Raw genomic sequence first — 25,644 nt, forward strand, 5'->3', positions numbered from 1 at the left:
CGCGCCCGGCTAGAGCCGGGCCCCCTTCAACGCCATGTGCAGCAGCAGGCGGTCCTCGCCGTCGTCCAGGTCCAGGCCCGTCAGCTGTTCCACCCGGGACAGGCGGTAGTACAGGGTCTGGCGGTGGATGCCCAGTTCGGCGGCGGTGCGGCCGGCCTGGCCCGCGCGGTCGAGGTACACCTCGGCGGTGCGGGCCAGCTCCTGGTGGGCGGGGGTGAGCAGCGGGGCCACCGCCCGGTCGCGGGTCGCCTCGGCGGGCAGTGAGGTCAGCAGCCGGTAAGGCCCGATCCGCGCCCACTCGGCCACCGGCCCGAACTGTGGCTCCGCCAGCGCCGCCCGGGCCGCCCCGACCGCCTCCTGCCAGGCGGTCCCCAGCTCGGCGAGCCCGAGGCGCGGGGCGGCGATCCCGGCGGCCGCCGCGGAGCCGCTGCTCCCGGCCGCGTTCGAGGCCCGCTCCAGCAGCCGTCCCGCGGCCGAGACCGCCGGGGTCACCGTGTCCGTCGAGCGCAGTCGCACGAGCAGGGCCAGTGACTGGGCGGACGGACCCCAGGGCACGGTGCACAGGGCCGTGGCGCCCGGCAGGGTGCGTACCGACGGCGCGTCCTCGGGGTCGGCCGAGGGCCAGGGGGCCACGCACACCACCGTGTGCGGGCCGTCCGCGCGGTTGCCGAGGGCCGTGCGCAGCTCGGCCACCGCCATGTCCCGCTGCCAGCCGGGCTCGGCCGTCAGCACCGCCCGAAGCTCCCGGGTGAGGTCGGCCCCGGCCTGCGCCTCGTCCGCGAGCAGCGCGCCGATACGGGCCGTGACCGCCATCGCCGCCGTCAGCTGCTGCTCGCTCGGGCCCGGATCGTCGTCCAGGAGCCAGACGTAACCGAGGACGACACCCCGATGGCGTACCGGAAGGCAGATTCGTCCCCGGTACACCCCCGCCTCCGGGGTGGGCGGGATGCGGACGGGGCCCGTCGCCCGGGTGATGCCGAAGCCCTCGAACCACGTCCGGACCGCCGCCGTGGAGCGCCGGGTCAGGATCGAGCGGGTGCGGACCGGGTCCAGGGCCGAGGGGTCGAGCTCCCCCTCGCTGTCGTAGGCACCGAAGGCGATCAGCTCGAAGTCGCGGTTCTCCAGCGTCGCGGGCGCGTCCAGGAGTTCCGAGATCTCGTCGACCAGCTCCTGGTAGTCACCCTTGTAATCGGCCGTCACGCGGGTATTCTCCCGCATTTCCGTACCGCCTTCATACAACTGTCTGAGATCCGGGGAACGGATGCGTGACAGCTGTCGATGGCAGACGATCGGAGAGATCCTTAGGTTTCACGGTGGTTCTCCGTGCCGTACCCAAAAAATCATCTGCTTCGGGTCGGCATTCCGTAGGTCTTGTTGTGGAGGTGCCCCGTGCTGGGTCCCGTGATTCTCGCCGCGTCGCGCAGCGACCGGATGCGTCGCCTGATCTCGGCGGCCCCGGTGACCAAGCAGGTCGTCGACCGCTTCATCCCCGGCGAGACCGTCGACGAGATCGTCCCGATCATCCAGGACCTCACCACCAAGGGCCTGGAACTGACCATGGACGTCGTCGGCGAGGACATCACCACCCCCGGGCAGGCCACCGCCGCCCGGGACGCGTACCTGCAGCTCATCGAGCGCCTCAAGGACCTTCAGCTCGGCCCGAAGGTCGAGATGTCGGTCAAGCTCTCGATGTTCGGCCAAGCGCTGGAGGGCGGCCACGAGCTCGCCCTGGAGAACGTCCGCCCGGTCGTCGAGGCCGCCGCCGCGATCGGCACCACGGTCACCCTCGACGCCGAGGACCACACGACCCTCGACTCGATGTTCGCCATCCATGAGGAGCTGCGCAACGACCACCCGCAGACCGGCTGCGTCATCCAGGCCTACCTCTTCCGCACCGAGGCCGACGCCCGCCGCCTCGCCGCGGCGGGCAGCCGGGTACGGCTCGTGAAGGGCGCGTACAAGGAGCCCGCCGAGGTCGCGTACCAGCAGAAGCACGAGATCGACAAGGCGTACGTCCGCATCCTGAGGACTCTGATGGAGGGCGAGGGGTACCCGATGATCGGCTCCCACGACCCCCGGCTGATCTCCATCGCGCAGGAGCTCGCCCACCAGGCCGGGCGCAAGATGGACGAGTACGAGTTCCAGATGCTCTACGGCATCCGCAGCGACGAGCACCTGCGCCTGGCCGCCGAGGGCCACCGCATGCGCGTCTACACCGCCTACGGCACCGACTGGTACGGCTACTTCATGCGGAGGCTCGCTGAGAAGCCGGCCAACCTGCGCTTCTTCGTCCGCTCGATGATCAGCAAGGGGTGATGCGCTGGATGAGCCGCGACTGTCGGTCCCCGAGGAGCTTCGGAGACCAACAGCCGCCGCCCTGCGGCCGGCTGAGCCGGACCCAGATCCGTGGAAGGAGTTACGGATCTCGTGACTCCGCCCCCGAGGGGGCTTCTCACGAGCTCGCCGCAGCGAGTCCGTGACGGTCAAGCCCTGACCGCTGCTCACCATACGCAACCGCTTCGGCCCGCCCGTGCCGAAGCCCGAGAAACACTCGGAAGAGGTAACCGATGGACGCTGTGACCCAGGTCCCCACCCCCGTCAACGAGCCGGTGCACGGCTACGCCCCCGGCTCGCCCGAGCGTGCCCGGCTGGAGGCCAAGCTCAAGGAGCTGGCCGAGAACCCGATCGAGCTGCCGATGACCATCGGCGGGGAGAAGCGGATGGGCGGCGGCGAGGCCTTCCAGGTCGTCCAGCCGCACAACCACAAGGCCGTCATCGGCACGCTCCGCAACGCCACCCAGCAGGACGCGCAGGACGCCATCGACGCCGCCCTCGCGGCCGCGCCGGCCTGGCGCGCGATGTCCTTCGACGACCGCGCGGCGATCATCCTGCGCGCCGCCGAGCTGCTGGCCGGCCCCTGGCGCGAGACCATCGCCGCCTCCACCATGCTCGGCCAGTCCAAGACCGCCCAGCAGGCCGAGATCGACAGCCCCTGTGAGCTGGTCGACTTCTGGCGCTTCAACGTCCACTACGCGCGCCAGATCCTGGCCGAGCAGCCCCCGGCCAACTCCCCGGGCGTCTGGAACCGTCTGGACCACCGTCCGCTGGAGGGCTTCGTCTACGCGATCACGCCGTTCAACTTCAGCGCGATCGCGGCCAACCTGCCCACCGCGCCCGCGCTGATGGGCAACGTGGTGGTCTGGAAGCCGTCCCCGACGCAGACCCACGCCGCCGTGCTGTTGATGCAGCTCCTGGAGGAGGCCGGTCTGCCCAAGGGCGTCATCAACCTCGTCACCGGTGACGGCATCGAGGTCTCCAAGGTCGCCCTGGTCCACCGTGATCTCGCGGGCATCCACTTCACGGGCTCGACCAGGACCTTCCAGTACCTGTGGAAGACGGTCGGCAACAACATCGAGAAGTACCGCTCCTACCCGCGTCTGGTCGGTGAGACCGGCGGCAAGGACTTCCTGGTCGCCCACCCGAGCGCCGACCGCGCCGTCCTGAAGACGGCCCTGACCCGCGGTGCCTTCGAGTACCAGGGCCAGAAGTGCTCGGCCACCTCCCGCGCCTACATCCCGGCCTCCATCTGGAACTCGGGCTTCAAGGAGGAGTTCGCGGCCGAGGTCGACTACCTGACCATGGGTGACGTCACCGACCTGTCGAACTTCATCGGTGCCGTGATCGACGACCGTGCCTTCGCCAAGAACAAGGCCGCGATCGACCGTGCCAAGGAGGACCCGACCTGCACGATCGTCGCGGGCGGCTCCTACGACGACTCGGTCGGCTACTTCGTCCGCCCGACCGTCGTCGAGTGCACCGACCCGGCCAACGAGGTGTTCCGCACCGAGTACTTCGGCCCGTTCCTCGGCGTCTACGTCTACGAGGACGACCAGTACGACGAGATGCTGACCCAGATGGAGTCGGTGTCCGACTACGCCTTGACCGGCTCGGTCATCTCCAACGACCGTGCGGCGGCGGCGTACACGATGGAGAAGCTCCGCTACGCGGCGGGCAACTTCTACATCAACGACAAGTCGACCGGCGCCGTCGTCGGCCAGCAGCCCTTCGGCGGCGGCCGTTCCTCCGGCACCAACGACAAGGCCGGCGCCCCGCAGAACCTGCTGCGCTGGACCCTGACCCGCGCCATCAAGGAGACGCTGGTCGCGCCGACCGACTACTCCTACCCGCACATGGGCTGACCAGCCCTCCCGAACACGGGCCGGGAAGCCTGACCCCCGAGCAGGCTTCCCGGCCCGTCTCCAACTCCCGGCACGTACGACGGGGATACTCGATCCATGACCCCCCGTCTCCGCACCGTCCACACCGCCGAGCTCACCCCCGCCGAACTCCGTGCCGTTCGTGCCCTCCTCGACGGCGCGTTCGGCGGTGAGTTCGGGGACGAGGACTTCGAGCACGGGCTCGGTGGCGTGCACGCCTTGGTGCACGACGGCTCCGGGCTCGCCGCCCACGGTTCGGTCGTGATGCGTCGTGCCCGGCATCGCGGGTGCTGGCTGCGGGTCGGGTATGTCGAGGCCGTCGGTGTGCGGCCCGATGTGCGCCGTACCGGGCTGGGCGGGCGGGTGATGGAGGCGCTGGAGCGGTTCGTCGGCCGGGCCTACGACCTCGGCGCGCTGTCCGCGAGCGACGACGGCGCCCGGCTCTACGCGGCCCGCGGCTGGCGGCCCTGGGCCGGCCGTGTCTGCGCGCTCTCCCCGGACGGCATCGTCCATCTGCCGGAGGAGGAGGGGAGCGTCCATGTGCTCCCCGCGCTCGCCGGTCCGCTCGACCCCGGCCAGGAGCTGGTCTTCGACTGGCGTGACGGGGATGTGCTCTGACGGGAGCATGGGGTTCTGCCTTCCACGCGGGGTGAAAGCCCAGCTCACAGCGGTGTGACGCAATCCGCCGTCTCAGATAGTAGGAAGTCCGAGTAATTGTGGAGACAGAAGCGCGTCCCTCGCTTAGTTTTGTAGAAGCCGAACGTCTCGCTCGATCAAGCGAATGGCGGTCGTGAGCCGGGCCCCGTGCAGGCAACCCCTGCGGCACCGCTCCCCGCCCCTTCCGGCGTCTCGTATCCCCCTGCCGAACTCCACGTTCGTCGAAGGAGTCGATTTCCCATGGCCGAGACGACCGTCCGCCGCCGAGTCCGCCACGTGACCCGCACGAGCGAGTCCGACCGCAAGAACGCCGCCGCCGCGCTCCAGCGCGCCCTCGACCGCCGTGACAACGGCGGCGAGACCGGCCACTGAGCCGCACACCTCACGTGTTACACGTGCCACTCGCCCGCTCGCGTGGCTCGTGCGACACCCCACAGCCGGGAGCCGCACCCGATCGGGGTGCGGCGTGGTGGTCTCATCCGCCGCGCCGCACCTCGAAGTGGTCGATCCGCTTCCCGCTCTGCGCCAGCGCCGACACCTTCAGCCTCGGGGTCGTACCCGCCTCCGCCTCCACCGAGAGGAAGGAGAAGCCGGTGTACCGCACCCTCGACCACTCCACCGACTCCGCGCTGGGGCCGTGGGACTTGGTCCAGTGGAAGGTCTTCACCGCGTCGTGCCGGGTGACGTGCCCCTCGTAGCTGTCCTTGACCCCCGAGGGGAACGAGTAGAGGTTCCGCCCGCCGCCGCCCGCCGTCACGTACACGATCCCGTCGCGCGTGGGATCCGTCGACGCGCCGATCGGCACGGTCCTGCCGACCTCGCCCTTCCTGATCGCGTCCGTCCGCTCGTACACATGGTTGTGCCCGTTGATCACCAGGTCCACCTGGTGCTTGGCGAACAGCGGCAGCCACTCCTTGCGGACGCCGCCGTCGGAGGCGTGCTGGGAGGTCGAGTACGCGCAGTGGTGGAAGAAGACGACCACGAAGTCGACCCCCTTCGCCGCCCGCAGCTCACCGAGCTTCCGGTCCAGCCACCGCGTCTGCCGGCCCTGGGTGAACCCGAGGTTGGCGGGGATCTCGTACGACACGTCGTTGGCGTCCAGCGCCACGAAGCCGACGTTGCCGTAGGTGAACGCGTACACGCCCGGCGCGTGGTGCGGGTCGAAGCCGCTGTCCGGCAGGGTGAAGCGGGCCAGCTGGCCGCCGTAGCCCTCCGGTGAGTACCAGGCCTCCATGTCGTGGTTGCCGGTGGTCACCATCCACGGCACGGACCTCGCCACCGACTCGGTCTGCTTCAGGAACAGGTCCCAGAACCGCGGGTCGTACCCGTCCGACTTCTTGCCCGCGCCGTTGACGTCCGCGTAGCAGATGTCACCCGCGTGCAGATGGAAGGCCGGCTTCTGGCGCAGCAGCAGATCGTCGTTGGCCCTCGCGCTCGTGCCCACGCCCTGGTCGCCGAAGGCGGTGAAGACGAACCGCTCCGGGGTCGCGGGGGCCGTGCGGAAGGAGGTGATCGTCGAGCGGTGGACGGGGGAGACCGGGTCCCAGCCGTCGTGGCCGACGCCGTAGTAGTACGTGGTGCCGGGCTTCAGACCGTCCAGGGCCGCGTGCACGTAGTACTGCTCGACCGCCGAGCGCACCCCCTGCACGCCCGGCGTGTGCAGGGCGCGTACCTCGGCCTCGATGCGGCGGCCCAGGTCGTCGGGGCGGGGCCCGACCCGTACGAACGGCTTCGTGACCGCGAACGGCACCTGCCAGGAGATCCGCATCCGGGTCTGCGGGTCCGAACCGAAGGCGAGATGGCGGCCGAAGGGACGGATCGCGGAGCCGCGGACCCGGGAGGTCGCCGTGGCCGGCGCCGCGCTCGCCCTCGCGCTGCCGGACGCCGTCGAGCAGCCGGCCAGCAGCCCGCCCGCCACCGCGCCCGCCGTCACCAGCGTGCGGCGCCGGGTGAGCCGGGTGTGCAGGTACTCGTACTGCTCGGCCATGCTCATCCGGCGGGCCAGCTGCGGCGGAATGCCGACGTCGGGGGTCTCCATGCAGGTGAACTTCCCAGCGAACGCCAACGCCCGCTACACGTACGGGTGAACGCCAGCCAACGGGATGACGCCGTCCCTCTTTCGGCTTGTCCGGATGGCGGACAGCCCATGTCATCCCATGGGACGAGGAGTAGGGTGCCGGGCATGTCTCGCAGCATCAATCTCGCAGTGATCCCCGGTGACGGCATCGGCCAGGAAGTCGTGGCCGAAGGCCTCAAGGTCCTCTCCGCCGTCCTTCCGCAGGATGTGAAGCTGGAGACCAAGGAGTACGACTTCGGCGCCAAGCGCTACCACGCCACCGGTGAGACCCTCACCGACGCCGACCTCGACGCGCTGAAGCAGCACGACGCCATCCTGCTCGGCGCCATCGGCGACCCGTCGGTCCCGTCCGGCGTGCTGGAGCGCGGCTTCCTGCTCAAGCTCCGCTTCGCCTTCGACCACCACGTCAACCTGCGGCCGTCGAAGCTCCTCCCCGGCGTCGCCACCCCGCTGGCCGGCCAGCCGGAGATCGACTTCGTCGTCGTCCGCGAGGGCACCGAGGGCCCCTACACGGGCAACGGCGGCACCATCCGCAAGGGCACGCCGCACGAGGTCGCCACCGAGGTCTCCGTGAACACGGCCTTCGGTGTCGAGCGCGTGGTCCGCGACGCCTTCGCCCGCGCCCAGGCCCGCCCGCGCAAGAAGCTCACGCTGGTCCACAAGAACAACGTGCTGACCTTCGCCGGGCACCTGTGGACGAACATCTTCAACGCGGTGGCCGCGGAGTACCCCGAGGTCACCACCGAGTACATCCACGTCGACGCGGCGACGATCTATCTCGTCACCCAGCCCGAGCGGTTCGACGTCATCGTCACCGACAACCTCTTCGGCGACATCATCACCGACCTCGCCGCGGCCGTCTCCGGCGGCATCGGCGTCGCCGCCTCCGGCAACATCAACCCGGGCGGCGAGTTCCCGTCCATGTTCGAGCCGGTGCACGGCTCGGCCCCGGACATCGCCGGCCAGGGCAAGGCCGACCCCTCCGCCACGGTCCTGTCCGTCGCCCTCCTGCTGCGCCACCTCGGCTACGAGACGGAGGCCGCCCGCATCGAGGACGCCGTCTCCGCCGACCTCGCGGAGCGCGGCCGGCTGCCCGCCCGCAGCACGTCCGAGATCGGCGACGCCCTGTCCGTACGAGTAGCCGGCTGACCCGCGCCACTCGAAGCCATTCGAAGCCGCCGGGTCACTCCAGCCCCCGGCGGCTTCCCCATGTCCCCGCCGGGTGCCACCATCGACCCCTGGGCCGCATTCACCCCGATTCCTTCCGCCGTCGCCCCCGGGCGATAATCGAACACGGAGCCGCGGTATGAGGGAATGCTCGGACGTCCTAACACTGGCCACCGGCCGTGCGGGCGTGAGCGCGGCCCGTCACTACAACCGGTGAAGGACAAAGCACCCATGACGACGCCCACGATCGAGCTCAAGCCCTCCGCCCACCCGCTGCCCGCCGCCGAGCGGGAGGCGATCCTGGCCAGTCCCGGCTTCGGCCGCCACTTCACCGACCACATGGTGACCATCAGGTGGACCGAGGGCCGGGGCTGGCACGACGGCCAGCTCGTTCCGTACGCGCCGATCCCCCTCGACCCGGCGACCAATGTCCTGCACTACGCCCAGGAGATCTTCGAGGGCCTGAAGGCCTACCGGCGCCCCGACGGCTCGGTCGCCACCTTCCGCCCGGACCAGAACGCCAAGCGTTTCCAGCGCTCCGCCAAGCGCCTGGCCATGCCCGAGCTGCCGGTCGAGACGTTCATCGAGGCCTGCGACGCCCTGGTCCAGCAGGACAAGGGCTGGGTGCCCGCGCACGGCGGCGAGGAGTCCCTCTATCTGCGCCCGTTCATGATCGCTACCGAGGTCGGCCTGGGTGTGAAGCCCGCCAACGAGTACCTCTTCATCGTCATCGCCTCCCCGGCCGGCGCCTACTTCCCGGGCGGGGTGAAGCCGGTCTCCATCTGGGCGTCCGAGGACCGCGTCCGCGCCGTCCCCGGCGGCATGGGCGACGCCAAGACGGGCGGCAACTACGCGGCCTCCCTGCTCGCCCAGGCGGAGGCCGCCGCCCAGGGCTGCGACCAGGTCTGCTACCTCGACGCGGTCGAGCACAAGTGGGTCGAGGAACTCGGCGGCATGAACCTGTACTTCGTGTACGGCGACCGGATCGTCACCCCCACCCTCACCGGCTCCATCCTGGAGGGCGTCACCCGTGACTCCCTGCTGACCGTCGCCCGCGACCTCGGCTACGCCTCCGAAGAGGCCCGCGTCTCCATCGACCAGTGGCAGACGGACTCCGAGAACGGCACCCTGACCGAGGTCTTCGCCTGCGGCACCGCCGCCGTCATCACCCCGGTCGGCACGGTCAAGCGGGCCGGCGCCGAGTGGAAGCAGTCCGACGGCGAGCCCGGCGAGGTCACCCTCAGGCTCCGCCAGGCCCTCCTCGACATCCAGCGCGGCATCGCCGAGGACAAGCACGGCTGGATGCACCCGCTGGGCTGAGCGAACTCCAGCCGCTTGTTCGACGCGTATCGCCTCCCCCGTGCGGGTATTTCCTGAGTCCACGGGGGAGGGAGCACGCGTGAGCGGACGGTCGCCGATGCCACGACTGCGGTGGCTGATGCGGACGTTACAGACCCCGCGCCGGCCGCAGAGCCTCACCGTGCTGGCGCTGCTGACCGCCGTCGCGGGCCTGCTGCTGTGGCGGGCCTCGACGATGGACAACTACGGGCAGAACCTCGCCCTCAACCTCGGCACCGACATCGTCGGCGTGGTCGTCACGGTGTTCGTCATCGGCCCGCTGATATCCCGGGCCCAGGAGGGGCGCGTCCGCGAGCACACCCGACTGGACTACGAGTGGTTCGCCGCACAGGTGTACCGGTCGACCTCGAACGTGAAGGTGCTGGACACCTTCTCCAACCTGTTCGGCCCGCAGTTCTCCGAGCGCCTCTTCAGAGGAGTCAGGTCCGCCACCGCGAGCGGCGCCCGCGTCCAGATCCTGCTGCTCGACCCGGACTCCCTCGCCGTCATCCTGCGCGGCCGGGAACTCGGCGAACAGAGCGCCGACATCCGCCGCGACATCATGCGCAACCTGCGTACCCTGGACGAGTTCGCGCGCCGGCTGGAGGACAGCTCCCGGCAACTGCTGGAGGTACGGCTGTGCTCGACGTCCCCCGGCGTCACGCTCTACCGCTGGGACGAGCGCTGTCTGGTCTCCTTCCTCACCGTCGGCCGGCTCTCCGGGGAGGGCGTCCAGCTGGAGGTCGCGGTCCGCTCGCCGCTCGGCACCTTCGTGGAGCAGCGCTTCGAGGAACTGTGGCAACAGGGCCAGCCGATGGAGCGGTTCACCCACCTTCCCGTCACGGTCGTCGACGCCACCGACGGGCGCCGGGAGTTCACCTGCCGCTTCGTGTTCCTCGACGACAGCCTGTACGTCGCCGCCCCCGACCTCGTCACCTATCTCGCCCGGCGCCGGCTCGACCAACTCACCGCGTACAGCCAGGCGCTGAGCAGGGCGGAAGGCCATGAGGTGATCGTCGTCGACGACGAGAGCGAGCTGCACGGACGGCTCATCCAGCACTTCGCGGAGAAGTACGATGCGTCGGCGGCCGCCTTCGTCGAGTTGCGGCCCCCGGTCCTGGTCACGGAATAGAGGGCCCCGGCAAAAGATGAGTTCAGCGCACCACCCCGCACCGCGCACGAGCCCCCGCTTCCGCGCCTTCACCCCCCGTGACCTGGACGCACTGCTCCAGCAGCGGGTGTCCCTGCTGCCCGCCGACCGGCTCGCCCTGCGCGCGGTGGCGGCGGTCCTGCCGTTCCGTACGAACAGCTATGTCGTCGACGAACTGATCGACTGGTCGGCCGTGCCCGACGACCCGATCTTCCGGCTGACCTTCCCGCAGTCCGGGATGCTGCCCGCGCCCGACGTCCGCACGATGGCCGACCTGCTTGCCCGTCAGGCGCCCACGGGCGAGGTGCAGCGCGCGGCCCACGAGATCCGGATGCGGCTCAACCCGCACCCCTCCGGGCAGCTGGACGCCAACGTCCCCGTGCACGAGGGCCGCCGCCTCACGGGCCTTCAGCACAAGTACCCGGAGACGGTTCTGGTCTTCCCGCGCCAGGGCCAGACCTGCCACGCCTACTGCACCTACTGCTTCCGCTGGCCGCAGTTCGTCGGCGAGGCCGAGCTGCGCATCGCCACCGACGACATCGCCGCCACGAGCGCCTATCTGCGCGCCCACCCCGAGGTCGCCAGCGCGCTGATCACCGGCGGTGACCCGCTGGTGATGAGCACGGAGGTGCTGCGCCGCTACGTCGAGCCGCTGCTGGAGATCGACACGGTCCGCTCGGTGCGGATCGGCACCAAGTCGCTCGCCTTCTGGCCGTACCGCTTCACGACCGACCGGGACGCCGACGATCTGCTGCGGCTGTTCGAGAAGGTGGTGGCGAGCGGCCGGACCCTCGCGCTCATGGCCCACTTCACGCACCCGCAGGAGCTCCGCCCGCCCGTCGTGCGGGAGGCGATGCGCCGGGTGCGGGACACGGGCGCGGTGATCCGCTGCCAGGGGCCGCTGGTGGCCGGGATCAACGACAGCGCGGACGCCTGGGCCGAGCTGTGGGAGGAGACGACCTCGCTGGGCGCGGTGCCGTACTACCAGTTCGTGGAGCGGGACACGGGCCCGCAGGGCTGGTTCGGGGTGCCGCTGGCGCGCGGATACGCCGTCTTCCGCGACGCCTACGCCCGCGTCTCGGGCCTCGCCCGCACCGTCCGCGGTCCGGTCATGTCGGCGATGCCCGGCAAGGTCTGCGTGGACGGCATCGCCGAGGTGGCGGGCGAGAAGGTCTTCGTCCTGCACCTGATCCAGGCCCGCGACCCGGAACTGGTCGACCGCCCGTTCTTCGCGGCCTACGACGAGGGTGCGACCTGGTTCACGGACCTGAAGCCCGCGTTCGGCGCCGACCGCTTCCTGCCGGGACTGGAGGCGGGCTGACGGCAGTCCGCTCCTCGTCCGGTTTGAGCGGCGTTCAATGTGGTGTGCTCGACCTCATGCTCCAGTGCTTCTGATTGCGGAAGCCTCGGTTTAGAGTGATGCTCTAATCTGCTGGAAGCAAGGAGGTGCCGCGTCATGAGACTGACCCCGACGGAACGTGACCGGCTGCTGCTCTTCGGAGCCGCCGAGCTGGCCCGCGCCCGCCGCGCCCGCGGACTGCGGCTGAACGTGCCGGAGGCCACCGCGCTCATCGCGGACACCGTCTGCGAGGCCGCCCGGGACGGCGCCAGGCTCGCCGAGGCCGTCGAGCGCGCCCGTGCGGTCCTCGGCCCGGCCGACGTCCTGCCGGGCGTCGCCGACGTCGTCACTGAGGTCCACGTGGAAGCCGTCTTCGACGACGGCTCGCGGCTCGCGGTCGTCTCCGACCCGATCGGGGGCGGGCTGGGCGAGGACGGCCCGGGCGCGCTGCTGCCGGGGCCCGAGCACACCGAGCCCGAGCCGGCGGTACGGCTGACGGTCACCAACACCGCGACCGTGCCCGTCTCCGTCACCTCCCACTTCCACTTCTTCGAGGCCAACCCGCGACTCGGCTTCGCCCGCGCCGCCGCCTACGGGATGCGGCTCGCCGTACCCGCCGGGTCGTCGGTGCGGTTCGGGCCGGGGGAGAGCGTCGAGGTCGGCCTGGTGCCGATCGGGGGCGAGCGGATCGCGATCGGCTTCGCCGGGCTCGTCGACGGGCCGCTGGACGCGCCGGGGGCCCGGGAAGAGGCCCTGCGCAGGGCCGCCGCCTGCGGATATCTGGGAGCGGAACGGTGAATCCGTACGAGTACGCCGCCACCCACGGCCCCCGGGCCGGCGACCGGGTCCGCCTCGGCGACTCCGGCCTCACCGTCCGGGTGGAGTCCGACGCCCAGCAGTACGGCGACGAGTTCCTGGCCGGCTTCGGCAAGACCGCCCGGGACGGGCTGCACCTCAAGGCCGCCGCCGTCCGTGACACCTGTGACGTCGTGATCAGCAACGTCGTCGTGATCGACGCGGCGCAGGGCATCCGGAAGGTCTCCATCGGCATCCGCGAGGGGCGCATCTGCGCGATCGGGCGAGCGGGGAACCCCGACACCCTCGACGGGGTCGACGTCGTCGTCGGCACGGGTACGTCCATCGTGTCCGGCGAGGGGCTGATCGCCACCGCCGGTGCCGTCGACACGCATGTCCATCTGCTGTCCCCGCGCGTCATGGAGGCCTCGCTGGCCTCCGGCGTGACCACGATCATCGGGCAGGAGTTCGGGCCGGTGTGGGGAGTCGGGGTCAACTCGCCGTGGGCGCTGCGGCACGCGTTCAATGCCTTCGACGCCTGGCCGGTCAACATCGGGTTCCTGGGTCGCGGGTCGTCGTCCCGCTCCGCGCCCCTCGTCGAGGCCCTCGCCGAGGGCGGTGCGTCCGGCTTCAAGGTGCACGAGGACATGGGCGCCCACACCCGCGCCCTGGACACGGCGCTGAGGGTCGCCGAGGAGCACGACGTCCAGGTCGCCCTGCACAGCGACGGACTGAACGAGTGCCTGTCCGTCGAGGACACCCTGCGCGTCCTGGAGGGCCGTACGATCCACGCCTTCCACATCGAGGGCTGCGGCGGCGGACATGTGCCGAACGTGCTGAAGATGGCGGGCGTGCCGAACGTCATCGGCTCCTCCACCAACCCGACCCTGCCCTTCGGCCGGGACGCGGTCGCCGAGCACTACGGCATGATCGTCTCCGTCCACGACCTGAAGACCGACCTGCCCGGCGACGCCGCCATGGCCCGGGACCGCATCCGCGCCGGGACCATGGGCGCCGAGGACGTGCTGCACGACCTGGGCGCGATCGGGATCACCTCGTCGGACGCGCAGGGCATGGGCCGGGCGGGGGAGACGGTGCGCCGTACCTTCGCGATGGCCGGGAAGATGAAGGCCGAGCTGGGGCCCCTGCTTCCCCATGACGGGGAGGGCGGCGACAGCGAGGGCGACGACAACGCCCGCGTGCTGCGCTACATCGCCAAGCTGACCATCAACCCCGCTCTCGCGCACGGCCTCGCGCACGAGGTCGGCTCGATCGAGGCCGGCAAGCTCGCCGACATCGTCCTGTGGCGCCCGGAGTTCTTCGGTGCCAAGCCGCAGCTCGTCCTCAAGTCCGGGTTCCCGGCGTACGGCGTGACCGGCGACCCCAACGCGGCCACCGACACCTGCGAACCGCTGGTGCTGGGCCCGCAGTTCGGGGCGCACGGCGCCACGCCCGCCGACCTCTCCGTCGCCTTCGTCGCCCGGGCCGCCGCCGACCAGGGCAACGACTCGATGCCGACGCGCAGAAGGAGGGTCGCCGTCCGCGGCACCCGGGGCATCGGCCCCGCCGACCTGCGCCTCAACTCCCGTACCGGAACCGTCGACGTGGACGGGCGCACCGGCCTGGTCACCCTCGACGGAGATCCGCTCCGCTCGGAACCCGCCGACTCGGTCTCCCTCAACCGCCTCTACTTCCTCTAAGGACCCGCGCCATGACCACCCCCGCAGCCGACGGCTTCCGCATGCCCGCCGAGTGGACCCCGCACGAGCGCACCTGGATGGCGTGGCCGGGCCCCAACCCCACCTTCGACGACCCGGACGACCTCGCCGCCGCCCGCGCCGCCTGGGCGTCGGTCGCCCGCACCGTCCGCCGCTTCGAACCGGTGACGGTCGTGTGCGGCCCCGGACAGTCCGCCGAGGCCCGCACCCTGCTCGGCCCGGACGTCGACACCGTGGAGCGCGACCTCGACGACGCCTGGATGCGCGACATCGGACCCACCTTCCTGACCAACGCCAGCGGTGGACTCGCCGCCGTGGACTGGACGTTCAACGGCTGGGGCGCCCAGAGCTGGGCCCGCTGGGAGCACGACGCGAAGATCGCCTCGTTCGTCTCCGACCTCGCGGGGGCGCGGACGTACGCCTCGCGGCTGGTCAACGAGGGCGGCGCGATCCATGTCGACGGCGAGGGGACGGTGCTGCTGACGGAGACGGTCCAGCTCGGCCCCGAGCGCAACCCGGGCCGGTCGCGCGAGGAGGTCGAGGCCGAGATCCACGCCCACCTGGGCACCCGCAAGGCGATCTGGCTGCCCCGCGGTCTCACCGGCGACTATCCTCCCCCACTGCCTGAACGGCGTGGGGGGACGCCCAGCGGCTTCGGCACCCTCGGCCATGTCGACATCGTCGCCGCGTTCGCCGGCCCGGGCGTCGTGGTCGCCCACCACCAGCCGGACCCGGCGCACCCCGACCACGAGGTGACCGAGGAGGCCATCGGCATCCTGCGCGCCCAGACGGACGCGCGCGGCCGCCGGCTGGAGGTCGTCGAGGTGGCCGCCCCGACCGTCCTGGAGGCCGACGGCCACTGGGCCGACTACTCCTACATCAACCACTACCTCTGCAACGGCGGCGTCGTGCTCTGCGCCTTCGACGACCCACGCGACGAGCAGGCCGCCGGCATCTTCCGCCGTCTCTTCCCGGAGCGGACGGTGACACTCGTGGACGCCCGGACGATCTTCGCCGGTGGCGGTGGCATCCACTGCATCACGCAACAGCAGCCGAAGACCCGGTGACGGCTGTCGTCGGGTAGAACATACGGGTGAACGTCCTGGTCTGCGCGGCCTGCGGCCGCCGTCTCAGCGAGCCGCTGCGCCTGCTGTCCGAGCTGCCCGAACGCCCGGAGTACAGCGGGCTGAAGAACCCCGACGGCTCGCGGCATGCGCCGTCCACCGTGCCGCGGGGCACGTACGCGGTGGACCCCGAGCCGTCCGGGGCGCCCCTCGTGCCGCATCCGGACCCGGAGTGGGTCGGAGCCGCCGTGCCCGGCGTGTGCGTCGGTGACCCCGACGGGCAGGGGTTCCTGATGTCGGCCGGGCCGCGTGACACGTGGGTGGTCCACCCCGAGGACACCCGCGGCTTCCTGGCGTCCAACGACGCCTGCCCGGAGTTCGGGTGCTGCGGCCCCATGGGGCGGCAGGGGCCGAACTTCGTGTGCCCGGGGTGCGGGGCGGAGGTGGCGACCCTGTTCGCCGACTGCTCCGGACCGTACGAGACCCACTTCCTGCCCGACGCCGTCCGGGTGGTGCCCTCATGAGCACCGCCCCGCCGCCCCGTCGCCGTACCCCCGCGCCGCCGCGCGAGGAGGTCCTTGCCGCCGCCATGGACATGATCGCCGAGCGCGGTCTGGAGAAGCTCACCATGGCGGCGCTGGGGCGTGCGGTCGGCATGAGCAGCGGCCATCTGCTGTACTACTTCCGCTCCAAGGACGAACTCCTGCTCCAGACCCTGGAGTGGAGCGAGGGCAGACTGGGCGCCGAGCGCGGCCGGCTGCTCATGCGCGGGGCCCCGGCCCGCGAGCGCCTGGACGCCTATGTGGACCTGTACGTCCCCGACGGCCACCGCGACCCGCACTGGACCCTGTGGCTGGAGGTCTGGAACCGCTCGCAGAGCGCTGCCGCCGACGCTGCCGCCCGCGACCGGCAGGCCGCCATCGAGGGCGCCTGGCACCGCGACCTGGTCGCCCTGATCGCGGAGGGCATCTCGCGCGGCGAGTTCCGCCCCGTCGACGCCGACCGCTTCGCCGCCCGGCTGCGCGCCCTGCTCGACGGCTTCTCCATCCATGTCGCGGTCGGGCTGCGCGGCACGGACCGGGAGCAGGTCATGACCCATGTGCGCGAGTTCATCGCGGATGCCCTGCTCACCCCCGGTGCCTGACGCCCGAACGGGACATGAGAGACGAGCGGGACGCTTCGTACGTACCGCATCCTGAGACAACCCGTGAGCCGGGGGCGGGGCTGTGCCAGACTGCCCCCGTGCTCACGTTCGCCGTGATTATTGGCAGCAGGCGCGCCGGTCCGCAGTGACCACCACGTACGACCAGGTACGGGTGGCCACCGTCGTCCTAGACCCGCGCGCAGACCTCTCGCACCCGCGAGGGGTTTTTTCGTTTTCCTGGCCCACCTTCAGCCGGGAGCGGAGCGCGAGGGAGTATGGAGGGACGGTGGAGCCGGTCATTCCGGTAAGACCGAGATTCAACACAGGAGCCTTGAGACCATGACCGCAACCAGCGAGCTCGACGATTCGTTCCACGTCTTCGACACCACGCTGCGCGACGGCGCGCAGCGCGAGGGCATCAACCTCACCGTCGCGGACAAGCTCGCCATCGCACGGCACCTGGACGACTTCGGCGTGGGCTTCATCGAGGGCGGCTGGCCCGGGGCCAACCCGCGGGACACCGAGTTCTTCGCCCGCGCCCAACAGGAGATCGACTTCAAGAACGCCCAGCTGGTCGCCTTCGGCGCCACCCGCCGGGCGGGCGCGAAGGCTGCGGACGACCCGCAGGTCAAGGCGCTGCTGGAGTCCGGCGCCCCGGTGATCACCCTGGTCGCCAAGTCGCACGACCGGCATGTGGAGCTGGCGCTGCGCACCACGCTCGACGAGAACCTGGAGATGGTCCGGGACACCGTGTCCCACCTGCGCGCGCAGGGCCGCCGTGTCTTCGTCGACTGCGAACACTTCTTCGACGGCTACCGGGCGAACCCGGAGTACGCGAAGGCGGTCGTCCGGGCGGCCTCGGAGGCCGGCGCGGACGTGGTCATCCTCTGCGACACCAACGGCGGCATGCTGCCGGCCCAGGTCCAGGCCGTGGTCTCGACGGTCCTCGCGGACACCGGCGCCCGGCTCGGCATCCACGCCCAGGACGACACCGGCTGCGCGGTGGCCAACACCCTCGCGGCGGTGGACGCGGGCGCGACCCATGTGCAGTGCACGGCGAACGGCTACGGCGAGCGCGTCGGCAACGCCAACCTCTTCCCGGTCGTGGCGGCGCTGGAGCTGAAGTACGGCAAGAAGGTCCTGCCGGAGGGCCGGCTCCGTGAGATGACGCGTATCTCGCACGCCATCGCCGAGGTCGTCAACCTCACTCCCTCCACCCATCAGCCGTACGTGGGTGTCTCCGCCTTCGCCCACAAGGCGGGCCTGCACGCCTCCGCGATCAAGGTCGACCCGGACCTGTATCAGCACATCGACCCCGAACAGGTCGGCAACACCATGCGGATGCTGGTCTCCGACATGGCGGGCCGCGCCTCGGTCGAGCTCAAGGGCAAGGAACTGGGCGTCGACCTGGGCGGCGACCGCGAACTGGTCGGCCGGGTGGTCGAGCGCGTGAAGGAGCGCGAGCTCCAGGGCTACACGTACGAGGCGGCGGACGCGAGCTTCGAGCTGTTGCTGCGCGAGGAGGTCGAGGGCAAGCCCTTCAAGTACTTCGAGGTCGAGTCCTGGCGCGCCATCGTCGAGGACCGCCCCGACGGCACCCACGCCAACGAGGCCACGGTCAAGCTCTGGGCCAAGAGCGAGCGCATCGTCGCCACCGCGGAGGGCAACGGCCCGGTCAACGCCCTGGACCGGGCCCTGCGCGTCGCCCTGGAGAAGATCTACCCCCAGCTGGCCAAGCTCGACCTCGTCGACTACAAGGTCCGCATCCTGGAGGGCGTGCACGGCACCCAGTCCACCACCCGGGTGCTGATCTCCACCTCCGACGGCACGGGCGAGTGGTCCACGGTGGGCGTCGCGGAGAACGTCATCGCCGCCTCCTGGCAGGCCCTGGAGGACGCCTACACCTACGGCCTGCTGCGGGCCGGTGTGGAGCCCGCCCAGTAACCGGCGCTCAGCAGGAGTCCTCGGCGAGCTTCTCGAACTCGCCGGGGCTCATCGCCCGGCCGTCGGCCCAGACCTGGCCGGGCTTCAGCCGGGCGATCTGGGCGGTGGTGAACTCGACGACCCCGTTGTAGGAGTCGCCGGTGACGTAGTGGCCGAAGGCCAGCGAGTACCGGTGCTCCGGCAGCAGCCGCTGCGGCCCCCGGTGCCGGGCCCGCCAGGCGTGCGGCGGCGAGAACAACGGGAACCGGGCGTTGCCGCTCAGCTTCTCCTTGCGCACGTCCCACCCGGTGGTGGCGGGCCCGTCCTCGGCCCCCTTCGCCCACCCGTCGAGCGACGGCGTCCGGTAGCTGTCGCTCCCGCAGGGCCGGATCAGTGCGTACGGCACCCCGTCCGCCCCCATCCGAACCCCGGCGAGCGGCAGATCGACGGCGGCACACCCGCTGAGCAGCAGCGCCCCGGCGACGATGCCCACCGCTGCCGCACCGGCACGTCTCATGTCCCGTCCCCCCTCACGGACGGGACACGGCCCGTCCTACTGCAACCGCCACTTCTGGTTGGCGGCGCCGGTGCACGACCAGATCTGTGCCCGCGACCCGTTCGCCGACGAGTTGTCCGTCACGTCGAGGCACTTGTTCGCCGCCGTATTCACGACATCACCGGTGGAGGAGTTGTACGACCACCGTTGTGCACCGGTCCCGTTGCAGTCGTACAACTGCACCTTCGCCCCGTCGGCGGTCGAACCCGACGTCACGTCGAGGCACTTGCCGAGTGCCCTGACCGTACCGTCGGCCGCCACGGTCCACTGCTGTGCCGCGGTGCCGTTGCAGTCGTAGAGCTGCACCGCCGTACCGTTGGCGCTCGACGCGCCCGCCACGTCCAGGCACTTGCCGGCGAGCCCGACGAACGCTCCCGACCGGTCGCCCCCGCCCGACTGCGTGCCCGACCAGGTGAAGGTGGCCGACGTCTTGCCGGGCAGCGAGTAAGTCGCGTGCTGCGAACCCCAGTTGATCGTGACCGTCTTCGTGGCGGACGCGTCGTTGTAGGCGATCAGCGCCTTCGAGCCGTCCGGGTTGCGCCAGGCCACGTTCGGCACGGACGACGAGGCCGTGGACGCGATCCGCTGGGCGCCCGGCCGTACGAACTTGGTCAGGTGGCCCATCGTGTAGTACTCGACCGTGTAGTCGACCGTCCCGCTCTGCCCGTCCCCGTTGTGCACGGTGATCAGTCCGGTGCAGGTGCCGCAACCCCCGTTGTGCGGGCCCTTGTTCTGGTCCACGGCCAGCGACCACTTCGTCACCGACTTCGCCCAGTTCCGGGTGTAGTCCACGATGTTGAGCATGTCCTCGCGCTGCTGGTTGGCGATCCAGGTGCCGCCCGAGTGCTCGGTGCCGAAGGCGTCCAGCGAGGGGTACTGGTTGTGGACGGACGTCTGCTTGCCGACGTCACCGCCGTAGCCGTGCCAGGCGATCCCGCCGAAGTTCGGGTGGTTGCGGATCGCCGGGTCGTCGACCGACTGGGCGGCGTAGGAGTCGTAGACGTCCCAGTTCCAGTCGTGCGCCAGCACCTTCGTCTTCAGCCCCGCCGACTGGAGCTTCGGCAGCAGCTCGCTCTTCATGAAGTACGCCAGGCCGCTCGCGTTCCAGCTCATCGACGGGTAGCCGGAACAGCAGGTCGGCTCGTTCTGCGGGGTCACGTACGAGACGTCGACGCCCTGGTCCCGGTACGCCTGGAGGTACTTGACGAAGTACGCGGCGTACGCCCCGTAGTCCTCCGCCTTCAGCCAGCCCCCGTTGAGCGAGCCGCTGTCCTTCATCCAGGCCGGTGCCGTCCAGGGTGAGGCCATCACCGTCAGGGACGGGTTCAGCTGGAGCGCCTGCTTCGTCAGCGGGACGACGTCCGCGAGGTCGTGCGCGATCGAGAACTTCGCCAGGGAGGGGTCGCTCTGCCCGGCCGGCACGTCGTCGTACGTGTACCCGTACCGCGCCAGGTCCGAGGCGCCCATCGGATTGCGCAGGAACGACAGCCCGATCCCGTCCGTCGGCGAGAACAGCTTCCGCATGGTCGCGTCCCGGGTCGACTGCGACAGCGCCCCGCTGCCGTTCATCAGCCAGGCCGCGGTGTCCGTGAAGGACGCGCCGCCCCCGGTGAAGGTCTGGTAGCGGGTGTTCTCGTCGACGGTGATGTTCTCGCCGCCGCCTCCGGCACCGGACTGGAAGGCGAACGGCGTCTGCGCCTGGAGCCCGCGGACCACATGGCGTCCGGCGTCGTCGTCGGTGGTGGTCAGCCAGGCGGTGACCTGCTCGCCGGCCGCGTGCGCGGGGGGTACGGCCGCGGTGAAGCCCGCCGCGGTGAGCAGTCCGGCCAGGAGCAGCCGGACCGCGGATGGGGTTCCTCTCATGCTGCGCAGCCCTTCTCGTGGGGGACAACAAGCCTGTTGCAGAGGGGATTTGAACCCGAATCCGTGCTGACGTGACGTCTTGACGGGTTTCCGGGGCGCTAGTTAACTCATGACGTGAGCTAAGTCATGAGTGAACCACGAGAGCCGAGGGAAGGTCCATGCGAAGAACCGCCCTGCTCGCCTCAGCCGGTCTGCTGACCGCGCTCCTGCCGCTCGCGTCGGCCCACGCGGCCGACGATCCCCCGCCCGTCCCCGTCGACCGCTTCGAGGGCGAGGTCCCCTTCGCCTCCCAGCCCGCCGAGGGCATCTTCACCTGGGGCGGCGACAGCGACGACCCGCCCGCACTCACCCTCGCCGACCGCACCGACGCCCCCGAGGGCGCCAAGGTCCTCTCCGGTACGTACGACATCAGCGGCTACGGCGGCTTCACCCACGACTTCGCCGCGAACCAGCCGGCCCACGACTGGTCCGCCCACAAGGGCATCCGCTTCTGGTGGGACGGCCAGGACAACGGGAAGAAGATCGCCTTCGAGATCAAGGACGGCGGCGCGGGCGGCGAGGCCTCCGAACTCTGGACCACCTCCTTCACCGACGACTTCAGCGGCTGGAAACAGATCGAGATCCCCTTCACCGACTTCGTCTACCGCACGGACTACCAGCCCGTCGGCGGCATCGACCACATCCTCGGACTGACGCAGATGTGGGGGTACGCCGTCACACTGCCCGTCGGCGTGCACGGGCAATTCGCCATGGACGACGTCGAGTTGTACGGCAAGGCCGACCAGTCCCTGCGCGCCTCCGTCACCACCGACTCCGCCGTCTACCCGGTCCGCGAGGGCGACACGGCCACCGTCAGGGTCACCGTCGCCACCACCGGCTCCGCCCCGCTCGACGAGCCCGTGACCGTCGCGTACGAGACGGCTGCCACCGGGAGCGCCGACCCCGGCAAGGACTACACCCCGGTCTCCGGCACGCTCACCTTCGCGGCGGGCACGGCCTCCGGCTCCGCGCAGACCATCCGGGTCCCCACCCTCAAGGACAAGGCGGCCGAGTCCGCCGAGGCGATCCCCCTCAAGCTCACGGTGACCGGCGCCAAACCCCCGGCCGAGACACCGCAGATCGTCGTCGACGCGCACGGACTGCCGTATCTGAACGCCAAGTTGCCGGTGAAGAAGCGCGTCGCCGATCTTCTCTCCCGCATGTCACTGGCGGAGAAGGCCGGCCAGATGACCCAGGCCGAGCGCGGTGCCGTGGCGAACGGCGGCGACATCGCCACGTACGAACTCGGCTCCCTGCTCTCCGGCGGCGGCTCCACCCCCACGCCCAACACCCCCGAGGCCTGGGCGAAGATGATCGACGCCTTCCAGCTGAGGACACAGGCGACCCGCTTCCAGATTCCGCTGATCTACGGCGTCGACGCGGTTCACGGCCACAACAACCTGGCCGGCGCCACGATCATGCCGCACAACATCGGCATCGGCGCGACGCGGGATCCCCGACTCGCCCAGCAGGCGGGCTCGGTGACGGCGGCCGAGGTGCGCGCCACCGGCATCCCCTGGGACTTCGCGCCCTGCCTCTGCGTCACCCGTGACGAACGCTGGGGCCGCTCGTACGAGTCCTTCGGCGAGGACCCGGCGCTCGTCGAGTCCATGGAGACGATCATCCAGGGTCTCCAAGGGCGCGCGAACGGCAAGGATCTGAGCCGCAACGACAAGGTTCTCGCCACCGCCAAGCACTTCGCCGGCGACGGCGGCACCGAGTTCGGCTCGTCGACCACGGGGTCGTACACGATCGACCAGGGCGTCACCAAGGTCACCCGGCAGCAGCTGGAGGCCGTCCACCTGGCGCCCTACGAGACCGCCGTCGACCGGGGCGTCGGCACGGTCATGCCCTCGTACTCCTCGCTCGACATCCTCGGCGACGGGCAGGGACCGGTGAAGATGCACGCCCGCGCCGACATGATCAACGGTGTGCTCAAGGGCCGGATGGGCTTCGACGGCTTCGTCATCAGCGACTGGAACGCCATCGACCAGCTCCCCGGCGACTACGGGTCGCACGTCCGCACGGCCGTGAACGCGGGCGTCGACATGATGATGGTGCCGTACTCCTACAAGGAGTTCAGCGCGAAGCTCATGGATGAGGTGCAAGCCGGCCGGATCAGCGAGAAGCGCATGGACGACGCTGTCTCCCGCATCCTCACCCAGAAGTTCCGTCTCGGCCTCTTCGAGCACCCGTACGCCGACACCAGCGGCGCCGCGCGGATCGGCTCGCCGGAGCACCGGGCGGTCGCGCGTCAGGCAGCCGCCGAGTCCCAGGTGCTGCTGAAGAACGACGGCGGCGTACTGCCCCTGAAGAAGTCGCAGAAGGTCTATGTCGCCGGGTCCAACGCCGACGACATCGGCAACCAGACCGGCGGCTGGACGCTCACCTGGCAGGGCTCCTCCGGGAACATCACCAAGGGCACGACCGTCCTGCAAGGCCTGCGCAACGCCGGCGGGTCCGTCACCTACTCCAAGGACGCCTCGGCGCCCACCTCCGGCCATGACGTCGGCGTGGTCGTCGTCGGCGAGACCCCGTACGCCGAGGGCGTCGGAGACGTCGGCAACGGACACGACCTGCAGCTGTCCGCCGCCGACAAGGCCGCCGTGGACAAGGTGTGCGCGGCCATGAAGTGCGCCGTGCTGATCGTCTCCGGGCGGCCGCAGCTGATCGGCGACCGGCTCGGCGAGATCGACGCGCTGGTCGCCTCCTGGCTGCCGGGCACGGAGGGTGACGGCGTGGCCGACGTGCTGTACGGCAGGCGGCCCTTCACCGGGCAGCTCCCGGTGACCTGGCCCAGGACCGAGGCCCAGCTGCCGATCAACGTCGGCGACTCGTCGTACGACCCGCAGTTCCCCTACGGCTGGGGGCTCACGACCCTGACCGAGGTTCCGCGGGGCGGCGCGAAGGCGCTGCGGGCGCTCGGGGCCGCGGCCACGATGGCCGAGAAGAAGGGCGCGGACGGCACAGGGCGCGCGCTGGTCGCCAAGGCGCGGCTGATCGTGCAGAACAAGATCGGGCAGCGGATCACCGCGGCGGTGGCGAAGCCCTTCGCCGACGCGGACCATCTGCTGCTGACCGGACGCTACGGAGAGGCGGTGCGGGCGCTGACGGCGGCCTATCGGGCGGCCTGAGCCGCAGCTGGGAGGCGCCATTCGACGGTGGGCGCCTCCCAGCTGCATATATGACCATTCCCGGGATATCTGACCAATTTCTGTTGGTTCGGGTAGCTTCGAGACATGAAGGCCGTCGTACGGACCCGAGGCCCGGCCGGGCTGCTGCTGGCCCTGGCGCTTGCCCTTCTCACCGTGCTCGCGCCGGGTGCCTCGGCGGCCACCAATGTCTCGACGATCGCCGAGGCCCTGCGCAAGAACCCCGTGTACATCGACCCGGCCGCCTCCGGACAGCTGTCGCCCGTGGACGTGCGAGCACTCGACAAGCAGATCAGGGACGCCGACAAGCCGCTCTTCATCGCGGTCCTGCCGGCCGGCTACCCCACCCGGAACCTCTTCACCGACCTGCGCACCGCCACCGGCATCACCGGCCTGTACGCCGTCCGCCTCGGCAACGGCTTCGACGCCCGCGCCGACTCCGCGGTCCTGCCGCGAACGGCCGTGCGGAACCTGGTCACCAGCGTCCAGGGCGAGCCCGCCAGGACCCAGCTGACCGACTTCACGAACCGGGCCCTGGCCAACATGGGCGGCAGGGCCCCCGCATCCTGGGGCTCCTCCAGAAGCGGCCAGGGCGTCTCCGGCACGGCGCTGATCACGGTCGGCGCCGTGGTGGTGGTGGCCGGCGCGGGCGCGTACGCGCTGGTCCGGCGCGGCCGCCGGCGCCATGACGAGGAACAGCGGGCCGCTCTGGAGCGGCTGCGGGTGGTGGTCGACGAGGACATCACCGCCTTCGGCGAGGAGCTGGACCGGCTGGACTTCCACCCGGCGGAGGTGGGCGCCGACGACGCGATGCGCGCGGACTACGAGCGCGCGCTGGACGCCTACGAACAGGCGAAGCAGTCCATGGCGGAGGCCCGCAGACCGGAGGACGTCCGGGCCGTCACCCAGGCCCTGGAGGACGGCCGGTTCTCCCTCGCCCAGCTGGCCGCCCGCCGCGAGGGCCGCCCGCTGCCCGAGCGCCGCCCGCCCTGCTTCTTCGACCCGCGCCACGGCCCCTCGGTCGCCGACGCGATCTGGACACCTCCCGGAGGCTCGTTCCGCGAGGTGCCGGTCTGCGCGGCGGATCGGACGCGGCTGGCCGACGGCCGCGACCCGGTCGTCCGCGAGGTCGACACCGACTACGGCCGCCGCCCCTACTGGGACGCGGGCCCGGCCTACGGCCCCTGGGCGGGCGGCTACTTCGGCGGCGGCATCCTGCCGGGACTGCTCGTCGGCACCCTGCTCGGCAGCGCGATGGCCACCCCGTCCTACGCGGCCGACTACGGCACCGGCTACGGCGACTTCGGCGGCGGCTACGAGGGCGGCGACGTCTCCGGCGCGGACTTCGACCCCGGTGACTTCGGGGGCGGGTTCGGGGACGGCGGGGGCGGGGACTTCGGCGGGGGTGGCGGGGACTTCGGCGGGGGTTAGAGAGCCGATGCGCT

General features: G+C 70.9%; 20 protein-coding genes. 16 read left to right on the forward strand and 4 right to left on the reverse strand.

Translation table 11 applies throughout. From position 1 onward, the window contains the following. Positions 1 to 9 precede the first annotated feature (9 nt). Positions 10 to 1,218 (reverse strand): PucR family transcriptional regulator, encoded by a 1,209-nt coding sequence (locus ACFY1J_RS39845; protein ID WP_390711941.1) that lies wholly within the window; start codon positions 1,216 to 1,218, stop codon positions 10 to 12. A gap of 171 nt (positions 1,219 to 1,389) precedes the next feature. Here ACFY1J_RS39845 and ACFY1J_RS39850 point away from each other — a divergent pair, with 171 nt between their 5' ends. The 4 genes from ACFY1J_RS39850 to ACFY1J_RS39865 all read left to right on the forward strand — a co-directional run bounded on the left by ACFY1J_RS39850 (position 1,390) and on the right by ACFY1J_RS39865 (position 5,246). Further along, the gene (locus ACFY1J_RS39850) at positions 1,390 to 2,316 is read left to right on the forward strand and encodes a proline dehydrogenase family protein (protein ID WP_390711940.1); all 927 of its coding nucleotides are present in this window, start codon (positions 1,390 to 1,392) and stop codon (positions 2,314 to 2,316) included. Between the two features lie 251 nt (positions 2,317 to 2,567). Next, complete coding sequence (pruA, locus tag ACFY1J_RS39855) at positions 2,568 to 4,199, forward strand: L-glutamate gamma-semialdehyde dehydrogenase (RefSeq protein ID WP_390711939.1); 1,632 nt, start codon at positions 2,568 to 2,570, stop codon at positions 4,197 to 4,199. Between the two features lie 96 nt (positions 4,200 to 4,295). Then, on the forward strand, positions 4,296 to 4,835 hold the full coding sequence (locus ACFY1J_RS39860) for a GNAT family N-acetyltransferase (protein WP_390711938.1): 540 nt from the start codon (positions 4,296 to 4,298) through the stop codon (positions 4,833 to 4,835). A 279-nt stretch (positions 4,836 to 5,114) separates the two neighbouring features. Next, on the forward strand, positions 5,115 to 5,246 hold the full coding sequence (locus ACFY1J_RS39865; protein WP_153545374.1) for a hypothetical protein: 132 nt from the start codon (positions 5,115 to 5,117) through the stop codon (positions 5,244 to 5,246). 103 nt (positions 5,247 to 5,349) lie between these two features. Here the strand turns inward: ACFY1J_RS39865 and ACFY1J_RS39870 are convergent, their stop codons facing one another. Then, positions 5,350 to 6,912: a purple acid phosphatase family protein gene (locus ACFY1J_RS39870; RefSeq protein ID WP_390711937.1), complete on the reverse strand. Its 1,563-nt coding sequence runs from the start codon at positions 6,910 to 6,912 to the stop codon at positions 5,350 to 5,352. A gap of 144 nt (positions 6,913 to 7,056) precedes the next feature. On the opposite strand from ACFY1J_RS39870, the gene ACFY1J_RS39875 reads away from it, so the two are divergent. The 10 genes from ACFY1J_RS39875 (at position 7,057) to cimA (ending at position 18,610) form a co-directional block, all read left to right on the forward strand. Then, complete coding sequence (locus ACFY1J_RS39875) at positions 7,057 to 8,100, forward strand: 3-isopropylmalate dehydrogenase (RefSeq protein WP_390711936.1); 1,044 nt, start codon at positions 7,057 to 7,059, stop codon at positions 8,098 to 8,100. Between the two features lie 249 nt (positions 8,101 to 8,349). Continuing rightward, complete coding sequence (locus tag ACFY1J_RS39880; protein ID WP_390732938.1) at positions 8,350 to 9,438, forward strand: branched-chain amino acid aminotransferase; 1,089 nt, start codon at positions 8,350 to 8,352, stop codon at positions 9,436 to 9,438. Positions 9,439 to 9,517: 79 nt separating this feature from the next. Further along, entirely contained in the window at positions 9,518 to 10,588 is a 1,071-nt protein-coding gene (locus ACFY1J_RS39885; protein WP_390711934.1) for a hypothetical protein, read from the forward strand. Between the two features lie 16 nt (positions 10,589 to 10,604). Next, positions 10,605 to 11,927, forward strand: coding sequence for a KamA family radical SAM protein (locus ACFY1J_RS39890; RefSeq protein ID WP_390711933.1), 1,323 nt, complete (start codon positions 10,605 to 10,607; stop codon positions 11,925 to 11,927). A gap of 135 nt (positions 11,928 to 12,062) precedes the next feature. Further along, positions 12,063 to 12,743 (forward strand): urease subunit gamma, encoded by a 681-nt coding sequence (gene ureA / locus ACFY1J_RS39895; protein ID WP_390711932.1) that lies wholly within the window; start codon positions 12,063 to 12,065, stop codon positions 12,741 to 12,743. Then, complete coding sequence (locus ACFY1J_RS39900; RefSeq protein ID WP_390711931.1) at positions 12,740 to 14,440, forward strand: urease subunit alpha; 1,701 nt, start codon at positions 12,740 to 12,742, stop codon at positions 14,438 to 14,440. The genes ureA and ACFY1J_RS39900 overlap by 4 nt, the downstream gene beginning before the upstream one ends. A gap of 11 nt (positions 14,441 to 14,451) precedes the next feature. Then, on the forward strand, positions 14,452 to 15,525 hold the full coding sequence (locus ACFY1J_RS39905) for an agmatine/peptidylarginine deiminase (RefSeq protein ID WP_390732939.1): 1,074 nt from the start codon (positions 14,452 to 14,454) through the stop codon (positions 15,523 to 15,525). Positions 15,526 to 15,551: 26 nt separating this feature from the next. Beyond that, positions 15,552 to 16,046 carry a hypothetical protein gene (locus tag ACFY1J_RS39910; protein ID WP_390711929.1) on the forward strand — a complete coding sequence of 165 codons (495 nt, stop codon included), beginning with the start codon at positions 15,552 to 15,554 and terminating at the stop codon, positions 16,044 to 16,046. Next, positions 16,043 to 16,666, forward strand: a complete 624-nt coding sequence (locus tag ACFY1J_RS39915; protein ID WP_390711928.1) for a TetR/AcrR family transcriptional regulator — start codon at positions 16,043 to 16,045, stop codon at positions 16,664 to 16,666. The genes ACFY1J_RS39910 and ACFY1J_RS39915 overlap by 4 nt, the downstream gene beginning before the upstream one ends. 339 nt (positions 16,667 to 17,005) lie before the next feature. After that, a complete protein-coding gene (gene cimA / locus ACFY1J_RS39920) occupies positions 17,006 to 18,610 on the forward strand; it encodes a citramalate synthase (RefSeq protein ID WP_390711927.1) in 1,605 nt (534 codons plus the stop codon). Positions 18,611 to 18,617: 7 nt separating this feature from the next. Here the strand turns inward: cimA and ACFY1J_RS39925 are convergent, their stop codons facing one another. After that, positions 18,618 to 19,106: a hypothetical protein gene (locus ACFY1J_RS39925; RefSeq protein WP_390711926.1), complete on the reverse strand. Its 489-nt coding sequence runs from the start codon at positions 19,104 to 19,106 to the stop codon at positions 18,618 to 18,620. Between the two features lie 36 nt (positions 19,107 to 19,142). Continuing rightward, the gene (locus tag ACFY1J_RS39930) at positions 19,143 to 21,008 is read right to left on the reverse strand and encodes a lectin (RefSeq protein ID WP_390711925.1); all 1,866 of its coding nucleotides are present in this window, start codon (positions 21,006 to 21,008) and stop codon (positions 19,143 to 19,145) included. 158 nt (positions 21,009 to 21,166) lie between these two features. On the opposite strand from ACFY1J_RS39930, the gene ACFY1J_RS39935 reads away from it, so the two are divergent. Together ACFY1J_RS39935 and ACFY1J_RS39940 are read left to right on the forward strand one after the other, a co-directional pair. After that, positions 21,167 to 24,181, forward strand: a complete 3,015-nt coding sequence (locus tag ACFY1J_RS39935) for a glycoside hydrolase family 3 N-terminal domain-containing protein (RefSeq protein WP_390711924.1) — start codon at positions 21,167 to 21,169, stop codon at positions 24,179 to 24,181. Between the two features lie 105 nt (positions 24,182 to 24,286). Further along, positions 24,287 to 25,630, forward strand: coding sequence for a hypothetical protein (locus ACFY1J_RS39940; protein ID WP_390732940.1), 1,344 nt, complete (start codon positions 24,287 to 24,289; stop codon positions 25,628 to 25,630). Positions 25,631 to 25,644 lie beyond the last annotated feature (14 nt).

Origin of the sequence: Streptomyces sp. NPDC001406 (genome assembly GCF_042895285.1) — a bacterium.
In the GTDB taxonomy this organism is placed as follows: domain Bacteria; phylum Actinomycetota; class Actinomycetes; order Streptomycetales; family Streptomycetaceae; genus Streptomyces.

What these genes read in the sequence shown, in the direction of transcription:
- ACFY1J_RS39845 (WP_390711941.1), bottom strand. Translation starts at nt 1,218, where the DNA reads ATGCGGGAGAATACCCGCGTGACGGCCGATTACAAGGGTGACTACCAG.
- pruA (WP_390711939.1), top strand. Translation starts at nt 2,568, where the DNA reads ATGGACGCTGTGACCCAGGTCCCCACCCCCGTCAACGAGCCGGTGCAC.
- ACFY1J_RS39860 (WP_390711938.1), top strand. Translation starts at nt 4,296, where the DNA reads ATGACCCCCCGTCTCCGCACCGTCCACACCGCCGAGCTCACCCCCGCC.
- ACFY1J_RS39865 (WP_153545374.1), top strand. Translation starts at nt 5,115, where the DNA reads ATGGCCGAGACGACCGTCCGCCGCCGAGTCCGCCACGTGACCCGCACG.
- ACFY1J_RS39870 (WP_390711937.1), bottom strand. Translation starts at nt 6,912, where the DNA reads ATGGAGACCCCCGACGTCGGCATTCCGCCGCAGCTGGCCCGCCGGATG.
- ACFY1J_RS39875 (WP_390711936.1), top strand. Translation starts at nt 7,057, where the DNA reads ATGTCTCGCAGCATCAATCTCGCAGTGATCCCCGGTGACGGCATCGGC.
- ACFY1J_RS39880 (WP_390732938.1), top strand. Translation starts at nt 8,350, where the DNA reads ATGACGACGCCCACGATCGAGCTCAAGCCCTCCGCCCACCCGCTGCCC.
- ACFY1J_RS39890 (WP_390711933.1), top strand. Translation starts at nt 10,605, where the DNA reads ATGAGTTCAGCGCACCACCCCGCACCGCGCACGAGCCCCCGCTTCCGC.
- ureA (WP_390711932.1), top strand. Translation starts at nt 12,063, where the DNA reads ATGAGACTGACCCCGACGGAACGTGACCGGCTGCTGCTCTTCGGAGCC.
- ACFY1J_RS39905 (WP_390732939.1), top strand. Translation starts at nt 14,452, where the DNA reads ATGACCACCCCCGCAGCCGACGGCTTCCGCATGCCCGCCGAGTGGACC.
- ACFY1J_RS39915 (WP_390711928.1), top strand. Translation starts at nt 16,043, where the DNA reads ATGAGCACCGCCCCGCCGCCCCGTCGCCGTACCCCCGCGCCGCCGCGC.
- cimA (WP_390711927.1), top strand. Translation starts at nt 17,006, where the DNA reads ATGACCGCAACCAGCGAGCTCGACGATTCGTTCCACGTCTTCGACACC.
- ACFY1J_RS39925 (WP_390711926.1), bottom strand. Translation starts at nt 19,106, where the DNA reads ATGAGACGTGCCGGTGCGGCAGCGGTGGGCATCGTCGCCGGGGCGCTG.
- ACFY1J_RS39930 (WP_390711925.1), bottom strand. Translation starts at nt 21,008, where the DNA reads ATGAGAGGAACCCCATCCGCGGTCCGGCTGCTCCTGGCCGGACTGCTC.
- ACFY1J_RS39935 (WP_390711924.1), top strand. Translation starts at nt 21,167, where the DNA reads ATGCGAAGAACCGCCCTGCTCGCCTCAGCCGGTCTGCTGACCGCGCTC.
- ACFY1J_RS39940 (WP_390732940.1), top strand. Translation starts at nt 24,287, where the DNA reads ATGAAGGCCGTCGTACGGACCCGAGGCCCGGCCGGGCTGCTGCTGGCC.